Genomic DNA, 16,949 nt, shown 5'->3' with positions numbered 1-16,949 from the left:
GGCGGATGAAGTATCCTTGCTCGTGTTTGCATACCGGGCAGTGGCCGGGCTTTGGTTCCCTGATGGACGTAACCGCAGTTTAAGCACATCCAGCCAGTCTCCGTCTCCGACACGAACAGCTGGTTCTTCTCCATCAGCTCCGTGAATAAGTTAAACCGGTCCGCGTGGGTCTTCTCTATCTCGGCAATGCGGTGGAAGGTGTCTCCTATCAGCGTGAAGCCTTCCTCCTTCGCCGTGTCGCCAAACGCCTTATAGACGGTTCCGTACTCCTCCATCTCGTTGTGGCGGGCGGCTTTCAGCAGATCGATGGTACTCTGGGAAATGTCGACGGGATAGCCACCGTCGATATAGATAGTTTCCCCGGCCAGCTCCTTCATGTAGTTGTAAAATACCTCCGCATGCTCTTTCTCCTGGTCGGCGGTGAATAAAAATACGGCCTGAATCACCGGGAGTTTCTCTTTCTGGGCTATTCCGGCCGCAAAGGTATAGCGGTTTCTGGCCTGGCTCTCGCCGGCGAAGGCCCGCATCAGATTTTTCACTGTCTCGCTGTTTCTCAAATCACTCATGGAAAATACCTCCTATACGTTACTGTTTTTGTTCTCTTCTAGTATTTCCCAAAAGTTTTCGTTTTAAGCCTTGCTGCCGTAAATCCGCACTTCGAAAATCCCAGCCAAACCGCTTCCGTAGGTGGAGTCCGCCTGGATTCGCACAGTGTCGCAGAGAACCGGGGCCTCAAAATCAAGAATCTGGAGACGCTGGCCCATGGACTCCTGGTGGATGTGCTTTACTGATGTTCCTTTTAGGAGGCAGTCTACCTGATATGTTTTTATAAGCTCGGACGGCGGTTGAAATTCCTGGCGGGAGAGTACTTCCCGGTTGATGGATGGGGTGATTTCACGGCTTAAGTTGGAATCCAGGATTAGGCGGAGCTGGGTAACCGGGATTGGAGTATGGGATTTCAGTTCCAGCACCGGATGCTCTGCGATGGGGGCTCTCCAGCAGTTTTCCTGTTCTTCCCCACATCCAACCGCTCCGCGGGCCACGCCATTTATCACCGCCTTTGGCGGACATCCCGGGATTGAGGATGACGCTGACACCTCCACGCCTCTGGCAAGGTCTGACTCATCCTCATTTTTTACACCTGGGAGATAACAGTCGTCCTTCAGCAGTTCCTGTTGAAGATGTTTGATATCCTTCATAAGCTCAGCCGGCATGCAGCCGTTTTGAATCGCCAGGGCCGCGGCCGTTCCGGCCGCCTGACCGGCCACCGCACAGGTCGCCATCACTCTGGTAGAAGAAAACGCCGCATGGGAGCAGCTGATGGCACGGCCTCCCAGGAATAGGTTTTTAATGTTCCTGGAATAGAGGCAGCGATAGGGAATCCGGTAAATGCCGTTGACTTCATTCCAGACAGTCGGATTGTCATCCTCATTTAAAAAGCCTTCCACGGTATGGATATCCATAGGCCAGCCGCCGTAGGCGACGGTGTCCGGGAAATCCGTTTTCCCCAGACAGTCATACTCCGTCAGCACGTAATCTCCCATCAGACGGCGGCTCTCCCGTTTCCCCGGAAGAAAGCCCACCCATTCCAGCTCCATATTCTCCGCCCCGTGGTCTCCCTGGTTCTTGATGTGGTCCCACATCCCGTAGACCGCCTTTAACAGTTCATCCCGCAAAACCTCTGCGTCCTCAATAATGCGGTAGTTCCCGCCTCCCAGCTCAATCCACCAGTAACCGGAGGTCACATCGCTGTGCTCCCGGAATTTCAACTGCTCCTCCGTGTAGGTATTGGCCCAGAAGGGTTTTACGAATTTCACCGGATGGCCCATATCTCTGGCCTGAAACATAAGGGAACTTCCCATGGTGCAGGAATCTCCCTGCTCCGGCGCCAGGGACTCCCCGTACTTGTCCCTTCCTTCCCGGCCCAGCTCATAGTCCGCTCCGGCCATGGCGCCCAGCGTTCCATCACCGGTGGAGTCCATAAACAGCCGGCCTGTGAACTTCCACCGCTTCTCCGTCGTCATCTGCTCGGCAAAAATAGCCTGGATCTTATCTTCCTCGCAGATGACATCCGTCATGTGGGTATTCAGATATAAATCAAGATTCTCCTGAAAAGATGCCTTCTCCCACAGCACGGTATCAAAGATGGGATATGTCATCTCCGGATTCCGGCGTTTGTTCTCCAGAAGAATCTCCTCCAGAATGCCGGTTTCCCTGGCATTTTTCCGGCTCATGTGATAGTCTGCGCCGCAGATGTGCATCCGAATCTCCGAGCTGGCATTGCCGCCCAGCACCGGCCGGTTGTGCACCAGGGCCGTCCTGGCGCCCCTCCTGGCCGCTGCGATGGCGCCGCACAGACCGGCCATCCCACCGCCGACCACCACCAAATCATAGTCTTTCTCTATCCACTGTTTCATGACAACCTCTTTTCTCAAATTCCCGTTATAACTCGTTATCATCTACCAACGCTCCATGATTTCAGCTTCACGATTCCTGCTCTACGGCTCCACGCCCAACTCCCTCATCCGCCGCTGCACCTTCTTCGCATCCAGCGCCCGGGGCGTTACATCGTCCTTCACGCACATGGCCGCCGCCACGCCAACCGCCTGCCCCATATTGGCGCAGATGGGCATTACCCGGTAATTAGAGTGAGCCATGTGGGTGCCGGAGATATTCCTGCCCGCCAGATACAGATTCTCTACCTTCAGCGGCACGAAGCACCCGTAAGGAATGGTATATCCCTTCTTCTGATGAAAATTCTTCTGGGAGCCGGTCTCATCCAGCCCGTTCCCACTCATATTGTGGACGTCAAAATTAAACTGCGCTCTCGCCACCACCCAGTCCTCAAACACCCTGGCTTCCAGAATATCCTGCTCCGTAATCGTCTGCTCCCCCTTAAAATGTCTGGTCTCCCGGACTCCAATCAGGGAGCCGGAACTGATGATATAACAGTGCTCAAATCCCGGCACATAGTCCCTCAAAAATCCCACAATCACATCCATCTGCTTCCTGCAAAGATAGGTGGCCTTCGTCAAATCCTCCGCCTTCGTCCCGTCTATCCCGATGCAGTTGGTCATGTTGCAGGTGACCACCCCCGGCAAAGTCGTTTTATACAGAAGCACATGTCCCGCCGGCTTTGGCAGCGCCTGTTCCCCCAGCTTCTGAATATCAAACAGTTCCCCCTGTCTGGCCTCCTCGCTGTCCTGCAAAAGAGGAATCTCGCTGGCCGGAATCATGGCATGGTCCTCAAATCCTCCGGGAAATACTCCCCGCTCCACATCCACACCGGCCACCTTGAACATCAGCGTTGCCGGCTGCATTTTCCCGTCTGACTCTCTTCCGACAAAAAATGGAGCACCGGCCCTCGCCGCGATATCCCCGTCGCCGGTAGCGTCGATGACAATCCTGGCAAGAATTGCTTCCCGCCCATTCTTGTTCTGGACAATGACTCCCTTGATGGTATCGCCGTCCATAACCGGCTCCGACGCCATGGTGTACAGCATCAAATCCACACCGGCTTCCACCAGCATATCAAGGAGCACGGTCTTTAAATGCTCCGGGTTGATGACCTGCCTGCTGTCCCCGTTAAACTCATTTCTCTCATCCCTGACCGCCCGGCTTCCTTCCCCAGAGCGCTCCAGGATTTCTTCGTAAATTCCGCCCTCCGTATTTCCGGTCCAGTGGCTCATCAGCCCTTCCGTGGCGATGCCGCCCACATTTCCGCAGGACTCCACCAGAAGGGTTTTGGCCCCCTCCCGGCCTGCCGTGATGGCCGCAGACACCCCCGCCGGTCCGGAGCCAAGCACCAGGACATCCACCGTCCGGGCTACCGGAATTTCCGCCGCCGGTACATGAATGACTCCTGGGGCTTTCCTACTCTCTTCCATCGCTTCTCTATCCATTTTCCTCTTTTCCATCACTTGACTATCCATTCTCTCTCCTCCACCATGCCTTCCTGACTCACCATTTTCCTGGGCACACTCATCCTTTCACCGCCCCAGACACAAGCCCCTTCACCAGGAACTTCTGCCCAAAGATAAACACCAGAAACGCCGGAATCAACGCCGACGCCGCGGCCGCCATCACCAGGTTATACTCCGTCACACTCTCCTCAATAAAATTCGTCAGCGCAATCGGTATCGTGTACAGTCTCCAGTCACTCAAGAATACCAGCGGCTCCAAATAACTGTTCCAGTTCCACAAAAACACCACCATCGCCAGCGACGCCATACTCGGTTTCGCAATCGGCACCATGATTCTAGCCCAAATTACATACTCATTGGCCCCGTCCACCCGCGCCGACTCCCGCAGTTCATCCGGTATCTGCATAAAATACTGCCTCATCAAAAATGTTCCCGTAATCGTAATCAGCCCCGGCAAAATCAATGTCAGATGCGTCCCCGTCAGCCCCATTTTATTAAACATGACAAACTTGGGAATCAACGTCACCTGGCTGGGAATCATCATGGTCGCCAGATACAGCAGAAACAGCGCCTGGTTCCCCCGAAACTTAATCTTCGCAAACGCGTACCCCGCCAGCGTGCTGGTCAGCACCGAGCCAATCAGGTTAATCACCGCAATCTTGATGGAATTCCAGTAAGCCAGCGCAAAATGGTAATCCCTGGGCGCCAGCCCGCCCACATTCCAAACCTTCTTATAATTATCCGGGTAAAAATACTTCGGTATCCACTCGATAGGCAGCTTCATTACATCCAGAGGAAGTTTCATGGACGCGGAAAGCATCCACAAAAACGGAGTAATCATGGAAATGGCGACGGCCCCAATCAACACGGTAAAAAAAACTTTCGTCACCGTCCGCTTCACAATTTCCCGGTTATATCTCTTTGCACTCTTCATATTCCGCCCCTCCTTCCTCAATAGCTCACCCATTTCTTCTGCCCTCTCCACTGAACCATAGTGATGATAAACAGAATGATAAACAGAATCCACGACATAGCCGACGCATACCCCATCTTATAGAAGGTAAATGCCGACGTATAAATGTAGTACACCAGCACATTGGTGGACGTCCCAGGGCCCCCTCTCGTCATAATCTGAATGGGTGCGAACACCTGGAATGACGTCACAAAGGTAGTGATAATCAGGAAAAATGTAGTCGGTGACAAAAATGGCACCGTCAGTCTAAAAAACTTCGTCACCTCATTCGCCCCATCAATATCCGCCGCCTCATACACATCCTTCGGCAGCCCCTGAATCGCAGACGTGTAAATCATATTGGCGTACCCCACCCCCGACCAGATGGTCATCAGGATAATCGCCGCCAGCGCCCATTTCGGGTCCCCCAGCCACTGAGGCGGATTCTCCACCCCGAAGAATTTCACCATCTGGGTAAATGGTCCCCACGGGGAATACATCATCACCCACACGATGGCCACCGCCACCACGTTGGAGATGTAAGGCATAAAAAATGCCAGCCGCATGGGCAGTTTGGCAAAACAGTATTTGTCAATCACCACCGCCAAAACCAGGGCCAGAAATACCGTCAGCGGCACCACGGTCACCGCAAAAACGATGGTATTGAACAGGGAGCTGGTAAACCATTCATCCTTCCACATATCGATAAAGTTCTGAAATCCCACAAAATTCCAGTTCCCGATTCCCTGGGTGTAATCCCAGTCCGTGAAACTGATAATCAGGGAAAATATCATCGGAAACAGCGTGAACAGCAGAACGCCTATGATATTGGGCAGGATGAAGGAGTAGCCGACCAAATCAATTTTCAACTGCCTGGACATCTTAAATTTCATATGGAATCTACCTCCTTTCCGGAATTTTTTTAACTCTTATGGCCATTTTTAGGCAAAAAAAGACAGAGACCGATATGCTCAACCTCTGTCTTCATTTTTAATTGCCGCTTACTTTAACAGTGCGTCCGCCCGCTCCTTGGCCTTCGCCATGCCGTCTTCCACGGTCTCCTGGCCGATAAATATTTTCTCCAGTTCCTCAACCGCCACCTTCTTCACCTCTGCAATGTGGTTTGTGATGGACGGAACCGCATAGTTGTCAGCCGGTGTGATTAACACCTTCATGGAAGTCTCCATGTCAATGTGGTCCTCGGCGCCTTCCAGGAATACTCTGGCAACCTCCTCCGGGTCAAAGGTGTTGGAGGCCGGGATACGTCCGCCGCTGGTTACCGGCAGCATGCCCTCCGTGGCGTACCATTTCACAAATTCCCAGGCCGCGTCAATGTTCTCGGATTTCGGGTTGATACACAGATGGTCGCCGTAACCGCCCTGGGTAAAGTTTCTCTGGCCTTTCTCCACAACCGGATATGGTGCAAACGCGGTTGTAAAATCGTGAGGATAAGTCGCCGTATCCTTGATGCTTCTCACCATCCACGGGCCTACGGTCATGGCACATTTTCCAGTCAGGAACATGCCCTCCTGGGACAATTTCTGGGTCATGGAATCCGTGTGGGTCGGGGATGTCTTATCCACGTTCATCATGTTGTTTAACAGCTCCACGGACTTAATCACCACCGGGTCCTGGAAGCTGGTCTCTGTCTCGCTCAAATACATGGGGTCGCCACCGTTAGTCTGGGCCACCAGATAGGAGAACAGATAAGTCAAATCCTGCTGGGAGTTCCAGAACATGCCGTACACCTTATCCTGGCCCTCGCCGTGGGTCAGTTTCTTGGCAATTTCCCGGAATTCATCGTAGGTCCAATCGGTGGGAACCGGGATACCGGCTTCGTCAAACATATCCTTGTTTATCACAATGCCGTACTGGTCCAGCTTGGTCGGCACGGAGTACGGTTTTCCATCCACATAGAAAGATTCCGCCATGGTGCCAAAGTACGTTGTCAAATCAAAACCGTCTCTTGCCATCAGCTCCGACAAATCCAGCGCCATATTGCCGCCGGCTCTCTTGGCCAGCACATCCGGCGTGTAGGTCATATAAATGTCCACTCCGGTCCCGGATAGTAAGTTGGTCTCCAGCTTCAAGTTGCCGGTGTCATCATTGACAAATCTCTCATACTCCACCTGGATGCCTTTGTCCTTGTAAAGTTCGTTAAAATTATCACATACCTGCTGGGGCCCTGCTTCCGCCGGAACGCCGCCCCACATTCTCAGGGTTACGGTCTTTCCAGGCTCCGTCTTCTGACCTCCCTCCGCCGCGGCCGTCGTATCTCCCGCTGCTGCCGCCGTGGTGTTTCCCGCCTCCGGCGCCGCCGTCGTGTCCGTCTTCGCCGGACTTCCACAGCCGCCCAGAACCGAAAGTATCATCGCTGATGCCATAACAAGTGCCGTTACTCTTCCTCTTCGTTTCATAACTTTCCCCTCCTGTATGTTTGCCAGGCCCCTCCTGGCTTCTGTCTATACTATAACAGAGAAAACAGGCAGAAACCATATTCCTGCCTGCTGCCTTTCTCCCATATTCTGCCGGATATTTCTGCCGCTTCTACCATTCATTCAAGGCATCTTTCATATTCTGCTGCATTTCTTTTATATTCTGCTATTTTTCCTTCTCCCCCTGCTGCAACAGCGATTTGCGGAACTCATTGGGCGACTGCCCGGTCTTTTTCTTATACTGGGCGCTGAAATAGTTGGGATTGAAAATGCCGATGCGCTCCGCAATCTCATTGACCCGCAAATCCGTATTCTGCAGCAGCTCCCTGGCCTTCTCCATCTTCCGGCCGCTCACATACTCCATAAAGCTGACGCCGGTCTCCTCCTTGAACACATGGGCAAACCGGCTCTCGCTCATGCCGGCCAGTTCTGCCACCTTAGCCACCGTCAGTTCCTCCTCCAGATGCTCCCCCACGTACCGCATCACGTCCGATATCTCCCGGCGGCAGGGTCTTCCCACTTCTTTTTTGTACAGCTCCAGAAGCTTCGCCAGCAGTTCCTCCAGCGATTCCCGGATTTCCTCATAAAAGGTATAACCGCCCACGGCCTCCACCATGGAAGCCCCGTTCCTGTCCTTTACTTTCTCCGTCTCAATTCCATGGCCGGAAAGCCCCACGCTGAGCCTTCTGCACACCTTCGTCAAATATGCCCGGACCTCCTTGGGATTCCACTGCCGCTCATTTCCACAGATTTCCAGAAGCTGCGTCAGATACTGGTTCACCCCGTAGAAGTCCCCACGGCCAAGCATGCCGTCCAAAACCTGCAGCTGCAGGTTCTCCGAAAGCTCCATGGGCTTTGGCGGTTCCATCGCCATCCTCATCGCCGTCCCGCCATCGGCCATCAACAATATCCCGGTCTCCTGGTAAAACCGCCCCTCCAGCCGCACCCGGTTCTCCTCAGCCGCCTGCCTGATCTGCTCCACACCGCAGCATTCCCGGCTGACCGCCCCGCTGATTCCGAATCCATAGTACTGGCTGATGTATTTCACAAGAGTCTGAAATTTCAGCGACAGCATTTCCAAAAACTCCGAGCGGCTCTGGCTGCTCTCCCGGTTCACCGCCACCGCAAAATCGTAATCCTGATACTGGAAGACCTCCGCCCGGAAGCCCCGCTCCATCAGCTCTCCGATGATATTTCCCATAGAAAACAGCAGCAGGTCCGTCTCCAGAAAGTCCCCCCTCTTCTTCACGATATCCAAACTGTCAATTTGAATGGACAGCAGACAGTAGGGACTGTTCCAGTCAATTTTCAGCGTCAAATCCTGAAATCCCTTCGTCACCCGGTCCAGAAACAGCCCGTCCTTATTGAGCGCCTGCTTGAACAGCCCGTTCTTGATCACATCCAGGTTCTTGTACACCACCTGCCCCAAATCCGCACCGGCCGCATCCTCCTCCAGTTCCATGTCCCGGCTGGCCTCGTCCATAATCTTCAGCAGCTCCTCCGCATGGACCGTCAGCTTGAACACATAGTCGTAGGCCCCCAGCTTCATGGCCTGGCGGACATTGTCAAAATCATTGTAATTGCTGAGCACAATAAATTTGATTCGCGGGTATCGCTTTTCGCACTCCGAAATAAGCCCGAATCCGTCCATCCCCTGCATTTTCAAATCCGTCAGCACAATGTGGGGATGAAACTGCTCGATTTTTTGAAGCGCTTCCTCCCCGTCGGAGGCGTCGCACACGATGGTGTAGCCATAATTTTCCCAAACTGTCATGGACTTAATGCCAATCCGTACCAGCACCTCGTCATCCACAATCATGACTTTCTTCACAGTTTTTCTCCTCCCTTATTACCGGCAGCCGGAACGTCACCGACGTTCCTCTCTCGCCGCACCGCTCCAGCTTCAGCCCATACTCCTCCCCAAAGGTGATACGGATACAGGTGTCCACGTTGTCCAGCCCGATCCCCGTCATCTTCGAGCCCTTGGCCGCCGTCTGCCTGGTGGTCTCAAACTCCTCAATCACCTTCTCGGAAATGTCGACGCCATCATCCTCCACAAACAGATACAGCATTTCCTTACCCGTAAATGCGGATGGTTATCTGCTCCCGCGCCTTGTCGTAGCCGTGAATGATAGCATTTTCCACCACCGGCTGAAGGATGAATTTCATCATCCGAAGACTCATCATATCCTCCGGAAAATCAATGTCCAGCACGCAGTAATCCTGATACCGGTAGTTGTGGATGCAGATAAAATTCCTGATATTGTCAAGCTCCTGGGACAACGTCACCAGCTCGTTGTCCCGGCTCATACTGTACTTCAGCACGTGGGCCAGGGCGTCGATGGCCTCCACGATGTTGTTGGCCCCCCGAATCATGGCCATCCACCGGATGGTGGTCAGGGTATTAAACAGGAAATGCGGGTTCAGCTGGGCCCGCAGCGACTCATAGCGGTACTGCTCCTTGATTTTGTTCTCCTCTTTCAGCTTCTCAAACAACTGCTTGATATTGTCATCCAGGTGACAGAACGCCCTGTTTAAAAGCCCAATCTCATCCTCCCTGGCGGTGTCAATCCCCGTAATCCGGCTCTCCACCGTGTACTCTCCCATTTTCCTCGTCAGCACCGTGATCGGTCTCACCAGAATCCGCACCGCTCCGTAGGAAATGCCGGTAATCAGAATCAGCATTACCACAATAAATGTATTCATCCGGGAGGTCACCATCCGCACCTCCGCCAGAATCTCCTCGTAGCTGGTAAAATGAAACACCTTCAGCTGCTTTCCGTCAAACACCCAGGGCCGCGGTATCGTGTAGTAGCTTAACAGATACTCCTCGCCGTTCACATTGCACTGAAGGCTGCCGCTCTCCTCCTCACGCACCGTCTCCCTGATTCTTGTAATATCCTCGTCCGGGAAACGTTTCTCCCTGTCGTTAGTCAGCAGGATATCGCCATCCTCCACGCACACGTAGGCCAAATCCCCCTCCAGGGCGTAGGCCAGCAGAAGGTCGCTGAACCTTGACTGGCTGATGCTGACAATCAGCGTGCCAATCCGTTTTCCCGTGGTCCCGTACTCCATCATGGAGCGGGCCAGGGATATGTAGGTTTCATCCTCATTCTGGTCCTCCGGGATGTAGGGCGGGCTGAACATGGACCAGGTCACATGCCCCCACTGGTTCATGCTGTCCATCACCCAGTCCTGCTCCAGCAGATACTGATAATCCTGGTAATTCATGCTCCAGTTGGAGTAGGTCCGGCCGTAATTGTCAAACAAAATCACTTTGATATCCTGGACATACTCATTGCCTCCCACAATCTGGAGCTTCTCCATGATTTCATTGAAGTAGACTACATTTTCAAACTCCGAGCGCTCCCCGTCGCTGATACAGTCAATCAGCTCCTGGTCAAACACAAAGGCATTGGAAAGAGCCGCCAGCTCCTGCAAGCCGTCGGCTATATTTCTCTCCCCTCTGGAAATGTCCTGGATAATCCGCTCACTCAGCTTCTGCTGGATAAACCGCTCCATGCTGACGCGGATGTAGAGACAGGCGGCCGTGAACGGAATCACCACACAGGCCAGGATTAACAGAAACATTTTTACTGAAAATTTTGATATCTTACGAAAAGTGCCCAAATTCATCCCCCACTTCTTCGGCGCACGTCATATGTTCCAATTATAGCATTGTTGTTTTAAAAGGGATAGACAATATAAAAATATTTTAAAAATTTGCTTGAAATACCTTTTAAATCAACCTATAATCACGGTACATCGATGGAATCTGAAAATGAAGGAGATGGAATATTTTGAATGATAAGGAATTGATAGGTCAGATTGAAAAGAATTATGGCAATACTACCGGGCTGGCCGTGCAGAAGGGCGGTGAGCTTGTGTATGAGAAGTATTTTGATGGGCATACGGAGCGTGATAAAGTTCATACGTTTTCCGTGACGAAAAGCATTACCTCGCTTCTCATTGGGATGGCGATGGACCAGGGATCTATTGGGAGTCTGGAGCAGAAAGTGCTGGATTTCTTTTCCGATTATGTGACAAAGCGGGGGGAGAAGACGATTCAGCAGGTGACGCTGAAACATATGCTGACCATGACAGCGCCTTATAAATACAAATCGGAGCCTTATACGAGGGTGTATGGAAGCGACGACTGGGTGAAGGCGGGGCTGGATTTGCTGGGAGGGAAAAAGGGGATTGGGGAATTTCTGTATTCCACGGTTGGAACACAGATTTTGTCCGGTGTTTTGCAAAATGCCACCGGAATGCCGATGCTGGAATTCGCCAATCGGAATTTGTTTGAACCGCTGGGTATCGACAAACCTTTGCCGGTTACGTTTGCCAATAAGGAAGAGCATATGGCCTTTTACCGGAAGAAATCTTCCAGTGGATGGGTCGTGGATCCGAAAGGAGTGCCGGCCGCTGGCTGGGGACTGTCGCTGAGTCCGCGGGATATGCTGAAAATCGGGCAGCTGGCTTTGAATCTGGGGAACTGGAATGGGAAGCAGCTGGTTTCCAGCGAATGGGTCAAGGAGAGCACCAGAGAGCATGTGCGATGGGACGATCTATCGTATGGGTATCTTTGGTGGGTGATTGATTCGGATGGGAGGGAGGATGGAAGTGAAAATGGACCTGCGAATGGCAGCGGGAGTTTTGCCGCCATGGGGGACTCAGGAAATATTATTTATGTAAACCCAGCGGAGCAGGTTGTGGTTGCAATTACCTGTTCTTTCAAGCCCCGGGCCGGCCATATGATTGGGCTGATAGAGCAGTATCTCTTACCTGAAATCCTGTAAATTTCAGACGTGCAACGTTCCAGGATTCACAGAGAAGGCGCAGTTTTTTCAACTGCGCCTTCCGGTAATCTCCGGCCTTTCCGCCATCCTATCTCAAATCCCACGCTTCTCAAATTCCGCCCGAAACCACAACGCATCCTCCAGCGTATGGTCCCATCCAAACCGTTTCAACTCCACCCTCCAGCCGTCCGGCGTCATAGCAACCGCTACGCCTTCCTGCTCCAACAGCAATTTCTGCATATCATGGCTCTCAAATGCCGCCGCACCGCTCAAAATTCCTTTCGCATTCACCACCCGGTGCGCCGGAGCCCTCTCCCCCGCCAATCCCCGGTTGAGCGCATATCCCACCTGCCTGGCATTCCTGGGTTTGCCGCACAGCAGCGCAATCTGCCCATAGGTCGCCGCCCTCCCCTCCGGGATATGCTGGCAGACCAGCGTGACTCTCTTATAAAAATCCATCTTCTCTCTCCCCAAATTCCAGTCATTCATACGCCTTCAACAATTCCAGCCACCTGTTGTCCCCTGACATAAATCCATAGCTTTCCTCGTCCCAGAAGCATTTCAATAAATTTTGTCTCATATTATCCAAAAACTCCTCGCTCACATCTCCGAATAAATGCCATATGTTCAGTAGGAGGGGCGCCTCCTGAAGGACATAATATTACCCACGCTGGAAAACATTTTCCCGGCGATATCAAGTACCGCTTCCACATCCTTCTCGCTGGTTGCCTGCTCCAGCCTGACGGAGGACACATAGTAATCTCCCATCTCAAAAAGCCCCGCCAGCTCTGATTGTTTTTCAACCATCATGTGCGCCTTTTCCCTATTTCCTTCCTCATATGCCAGCATATAAAGTTCATGGAATATCACACTGAGTATCTGATAATTGGACAGCAGCAGCTCCTCATAAGCCTTATATGCTTCCGTAATCCGACCTGACTGCCTGTAAATCGCCGCCTGCTTTCTTTTCCTCTCCGGATTCTGTTTGGAAAAATACTCCAGGTATTTCTCTGCCTCCTCATACTGGTCTTTCCTCAGATAAAACCCATACAGGGAATCGGCCGCACTATTCCGGATATCCTCATTCTGGCTCTCCAGCGCCCTCTTATAACATTCCACAATAAACGAATCATAGTTGTCCGCCCCCGGAATCTCTTTGGTCATACGCTGCACATCCAAAATCAATCCCAGCTGCCAGATAAGCTGCTCACAATTGGGATACTTTTCCACCCACCTCTTCGCAGACAAAAACGCTTCCTCATACGTCTTCTCCCGAAATTCCCTGTCAACCTCCTGGATAATATTCTTAATCTCCTCCGCCGTCAATTCACTCCGAAACGCCAGCAGCGTATCCAATGAAATATCCAATAACCTCGCAATCGGAGCCAGCATCAAAATATCCGGATAAGAATTCCCATTCTCCCACTTATTCACCGCCGGAGCCGTCACCCCCAGCCGATGCGCCATCTCCTCCTGCGTCATATTTCTCTCTTTTCTATATTTCCGAATTGTCTCACCTATCTGCATGAAAAGCTGCTCCTTTCTATGACTGCATTGGCCTCTGCATGCTTTCATCATAACAAAAAGTTTGCTTTTCTACAATTGAATGGATGTTAATTATTGCTATATTAAATTAACTGTTGCTCACTAAGGTCTGTCTTTAACTGACAGTATTTTATGTATTCTATCAAATACCTATCAAATAAATTTCATTCGCAAATTCCGCATAAAATAAGGCTTTCTAATATCTATTTCTCCGCTAAACCGTCAACTTATCAAATACCCATCAAATAAATCATTATGCCCAATAAGGAACATAACGTCGATTCTTTAATGCAGCATTTTTATCTGCAAGTTTAATAAAAACTGCATCTATCGTGGCTTTAATAATCCTTGAAATAATGGCCATATTTTTCGCATCCACACCAAATCTTTCCCTTAACACCGCATTCGAAACCTCTGTTTCATTCACATAATAATAGCAAGTAGCCAGATAGCATGTCCGTATTTTGTCTTCTTTGCTCCAGCTATTCAAGGATTGATACCAATATAATTTTGTTCTACAAAAATCCTCTGCAGTCTCAACCTTCGGTGCTGGAATCCGCAGTTCACTCATTCCTTCCTCCATCCGGTCAAAACCACTCCCCCGCTCTTCACATATATCAACAATTCTTAAAAATGAAGCCATATTTTCATTTCTGGAATGTGGTGCAGTATCAATGATACGATTCACATCTACAAGAAGATTTCCCGGACTGGATGCTTCCACCTTTGTATCAAATATTTCCATCATAGGTCCGGAACCGTGAGCTGTCAGGTCTTGATGTATCATAATATTGCCAAGCATCTCACGAACCGCCTTTTTAGGAAACATAACATGAACCTGCCTTCTGCCACCTTCAATTTTTTCTTCCTGCGGAATCAAGGTCATTATATAATCTGTAATATCATCAAATTGAATCGCATATCCTTTCGTAAATATCTGTTCCCTGATTGCAGTTGTTCTTCCATTACCTTTATATTGAATTACCCGAATTGCTTTTCTTTTCAAATGGTCAAAAATTTTCAAATCTTTTGCAAATAACATTGCCCCCATGTTTGTGATTTCATAATTACCATTATCCATTTCCCGAATAAATTGTTCATCTACCATATTATGGATGATAGCTTCCCGATTGCTTGGAAGCGGAAGTTTCATCAGTGTATAATAGGCGGCACAATCAAGCAATTCCGTAACCTCTGATGCACTGATGTTCTCTTTTGCAATACGTAATTCAAATGGCTTTGTTTCAAATGACAGCCATAATTTACGCTCCTTCTCTGGATGGTCTCTTAGTTTTTTCTTATAGGTGCCCACACGAATATACTCCACGTCACGGAAACTGGTAGGTTTTGATGTTGCTGCTGGAATCTCCATCACAACAACATTTCCGCTAACAGTCTCAATTTCCGTAAATTTAAAATCAACTGCTGGCTTCAAGTTTCCTAAAAGCCAATTCTCCAGCTCCTGATTCCCCTTTTTCGCTCTTTTAGGTACAAATTTCGTACCCTCTATCTTATGAGTACCATCATTGATTCCCCATAACAAATATGCCTTTTCCTTATCGCAATATGCTGCTGAATTGGATAGTGCAGAGATATATTCTCCTATTAATTCCGGTTCACAATTATTCACTTTAAACTCCACCCATTCTGTCTCATCAGGCAGACTCCGTAACCTATTAATTAAACTTCTGTAATACTCCTCTTCTGCTGATTTCATCTCCTCACCTACTTTCTATATCATAACTAATTAACATTATTTTATTCACAATCATCATCACATAGCCATCTGATTCCACTACATGGTTGGTGATAAATAATTACTCATAAAAATAGCGTATCACTCCTTCGCTGACAAATTGAAGTGAAACGCTATTATTAAAATCTAATGCAGAAGAATCGGCGCAAACAGAAACCTCATCATTATGTAATAAAGACCAATCCAGCCTATTAAAGTCAATATTACAAACAAGCAGGAATGCTGTCCTAAATCCATATTCCCACGATAATACTTGCGGTAATTTCTCGGATGCAGGTATATGGTACGCTCCTCACTGGGCGGAACCGAAAAATGACAGTCAACATCCCGCATTTTATACCGTTTCCCATTTGGCGCCGTATAGTAATAATCGGCGGCATAGCTATGTTCCCCATCCGTATACTCATCAATGTAATTATCCAAATACGCAGTTACCTTACGTCCATCCCGCTCCGCTTCCTCACGAAACCTCTCCCCACTCTCCTTCATACGCCTCGACCATTTCAACTGAACACTCACGGCCACGCCAAAATACACGATGGTTATCACAAAAAACAAAAGTAGACCCACAAACTCATTCATCTAATATCTCCCCGTACTTTTTATTGTTTTATATTATAACACAAAAGAGTTACTGATTTCTTGGATGATATCATACTATCCATGATAAAAATTTTCCGTTCCATTTGTCTCATTTTTACAACCAACTATATGCATTTTCCATGGTAACATTAAGAAACAAAAGCGATCATACAAGGAGGTTCCAAAATGGGAAAAATCTTAGAGCAACTTTATAAAGGTGAACTATATCCCTATTCTAAATTCCAAACAACGATAGAACAATTCAAGATAAATAAAAACGAGGCTTTTAAATCCTATTCTATATTTTTAGAAAAACTCCCCGAAGAATTAAAGGACGAATTTGATGAACTGATAGACTCTCACCTTGAACTACTGCCACTTGAATTAGAACAAAATTTTATTGATGGTTTCCGTATTGGCACTCAAATTATGGCGGAAGTATACGCTTCTCCTATTGATGATAATGAATATTCATAATTCTGCTCCTGTCACTGTGTATCTCTTTCATACAAAACGACACTGATTTGACCACTATTGTCATTATTTGTGTTCAAATCAGTGTCTCCCTCCCCTCATCCATATATGCAATTTCTTCAATATCCATATCTTGCTGACATTCACTGCACTCTCTATCATGAATTGAAATAACACCGCCACATTTCTGACAAGTATACCTTTCCTTTTGCTCCTCCATAAACTTCTCCAACCCCCGCTCCTACACAAATATACCATTGTCCATAAGACTCGCCTAATACAGTTTATTATAACCTTTTTCAAGATTCTTTATCTGTTTGCAGGAATAAATTTAAACGCATTGTCTCCAGACTCTGTTTTAAACGTATCGAATTCGATAGGTTTAAACTTAGGATTAGGAATCTGCTCCCATAGTCCTAAGAATGAAATTGTAGAATGATTGCACATCCAGTTTATAACTAAAATAAAGGCATTGTCTGGATT

At 49.3% G+C, this 16,949-nt stretch carries 14 protein-coding genes and 2 pseudogenes; 2 read left to right on the top strand and 14 right to left on the bottom strand.

Going from position 1 to position 16,949, the window contains the following annotated elements:
• The 9 genes and pseudogenes from rbr to HMPREF9473_RS06135 form a co-directional block, all read right to left on the bottom strand.
• Positions 1–566: pseudogene (gene rbr, locus HMPREF9473_RS06175) on the bottom strand (rubrerythrin); the annotation flags it as partial.
• A 63-nt stretch (positions 567–629) separates the two neighbouring features.
• Positions 630–2,459, bottom strand: coding sequence for an FAD-dependent oxidoreductase (locus HMPREF9473_RS06170; RefSeq protein ID WP_006779210.1), 1,830 nt, complete (start codon positions 2,457–2,459; stop codon positions 630–632).
• 39 nt (positions 2,460–2,498) lie between these two features.
• Positions 2,499–3,917 (bottom strand): FAD-dependent oxidoreductase, encoded by a 1,419-nt coding sequence (locus HMPREF9473_RS06165; RefSeq protein ID WP_242830781.1) that lies wholly within the window; start codon positions 3,915–3,917, stop codon positions 2,499–2,501.
• 64 nt (positions 3,918–3,981) lie between these two features.
• Positions 3,982–4,857, bottom strand: coding sequence for a carbohydrate ABC transporter permease (locus tag HMPREF9473_RS06160; protein ID WP_006779208.1), 876 nt, complete (start codon positions 4,855–4,857; stop codon positions 3,982–3,984).
• A gap of 17 nt (positions 4,858–4,874) precedes the next feature.
• Entirely contained in the window at positions 4,875–5,768 is an 894-nt protein-coding gene (locus tag HMPREF9473_RS06155; RefSeq protein ID WP_006779207.1) for a carbohydrate ABC transporter permease, read from the bottom strand.
• Positions 5,769–5,876: 108 nt separating this feature from the next.
• Positions 5,877–7,292, bottom strand: a complete 1,416-nt coding sequence (locus tag HMPREF9473_RS06150) for an ABC transporter substrate-binding protein (RefSeq protein WP_006779206.1) — start codon at positions 7,290–7,292, stop codon at positions 5,877–5,879.
• Between the two features lie 184 nt (positions 7,293–7,476).
• Positions 7,477–9,141, bottom strand: coding sequence for a response regulator transcription factor (locus tag HMPREF9473_RS06145; protein ID WP_006779205.1), 1,665 nt, complete (start codon positions 9,139–9,141; stop codon positions 7,477–7,479).
• A complete protein-coding gene (locus HMPREF9473_RS06140) occupies positions 9,116–9,382 on the bottom strand; it encodes a sensor histidine kinase (protein ID WP_006779204.1) in 267 nt (88 codons plus the stop codon). Before HMPREF9473_RS06140 ends, HMPREF9473_RS06145 begins: the two co-directional genes overlap by 26 nt.
• A gap of 4 nt (positions 9,383–9,386) precedes the next feature.
• Positions 9,387–10,901, bottom strand: a complete 1,515-nt coding sequence (locus tag HMPREF9473_RS06135) for a cache domain-containing sensor histidine kinase (RefSeq protein WP_187388692.1) — start codon at positions 10,899–10,901, stop codon at positions 9,387–9,389.
• Between the two features lie 209 nt (positions 10,902–11,110).
• On the opposite strand from HMPREF9473_RS06135, the gene HMPREF9473_RS06130 reads away from it, so the two are divergent.
• Positions 11,111–12,109, top strand: coding sequence for a serine hydrolase domain-containing protein (locus HMPREF9473_RS06130; RefSeq protein ID WP_006779202.1), 999 nt, complete (start codon positions 11,111–11,113; stop codon positions 12,107–12,109).
• A gap of 93 nt (positions 12,110–12,202) precedes the next feature.
• Here the strand turns inward: HMPREF9473_RS06130 and HMPREF9473_RS06125 are convergent, their stop codons facing one another.
• From HMPREF9473_RS06125 to HMPREF9473_RS06110, 4 genes are all read right to left on the bottom strand, one after another.
• Positions 12,203–12,568: an MGMT family protein gene (locus tag HMPREF9473_RS06125; RefSeq protein ID WP_006779201.1), complete on the bottom strand. Its 366-nt coding sequence runs from the start codon at positions 12,566–12,568 to the stop codon at positions 12,203–12,205.
• A 168-nt stretch (positions 12,569–12,736) separates the two neighbouring features.
• Positions 12,737–13,636: a helix-turn-helix domain-containing protein gene (locus HMPREF9473_RS06120; RefSeq protein ID WP_006779200.1), complete on the bottom strand. Its 900-nt coding sequence runs from the start codon at positions 13,634–13,636 to the stop codon at positions 12,737–12,739.
• Positions 13,637–13,907: 271 nt separating this feature from the next.
• Positions 13,908–15,371, bottom strand: a complete 1,464-nt coding sequence (locus HMPREF9473_RS06115; protein ID WP_006779199.1) for an RNA-binding domain-containing protein — start codon at positions 15,369–15,371, stop codon at positions 13,908–13,910.
• A 165-nt stretch (positions 15,372–15,536) separates the two neighbouring features.
• A complete protein-coding gene (locus HMPREF9473_RS06110; protein ID WP_006779198.1) occupies positions 15,537–15,992 on the bottom strand; it encodes a hypothetical protein in 456 nt (151 codons plus the stop codon).
• A gap of 186 nt (positions 15,993–16,178) precedes the next feature.
• Between HMPREF9473_RS06110 and HMPREF9473_RS06105 the strand changes: the two genes are divergently transcribed.
• Complete coding sequence (locus tag HMPREF9473_RS06105) at positions 16,179–16,469, top strand: DUF6809 family protein (protein ID WP_006779197.1); 291 nt, start codon at positions 16,179–16,181, stop codon at positions 16,467–16,469.
• A 73-nt stretch (positions 16,470–16,542) separates the two neighbouring features.
• Here HMPREF9473_RS06105 and HMPREF9473_RS28695 read toward each other — a convergent pair.
• Positions 16,543–16,794: pseudogene (locus HMPREF9473_RS28695) on the bottom strand (hypothetical protein); the annotation flags it as partial.
• Positions 16,795–16,949: the final 155 nt, after the last annotated feature.

This window comes from Hungatella hathewayi WAL-18680 (assembly GCF_000235505.1).
Lineage (GTDB): Bacteria > Bacillota > Clostridia > Lachnospirales > Lachnospiraceae > Hungatella_A > Hungatella_A hathewayi_A.
Note: the sequence above shows the minus strand (reverse complement) of the source record. Positions and strands in the feature narration are given on the sequence as shown.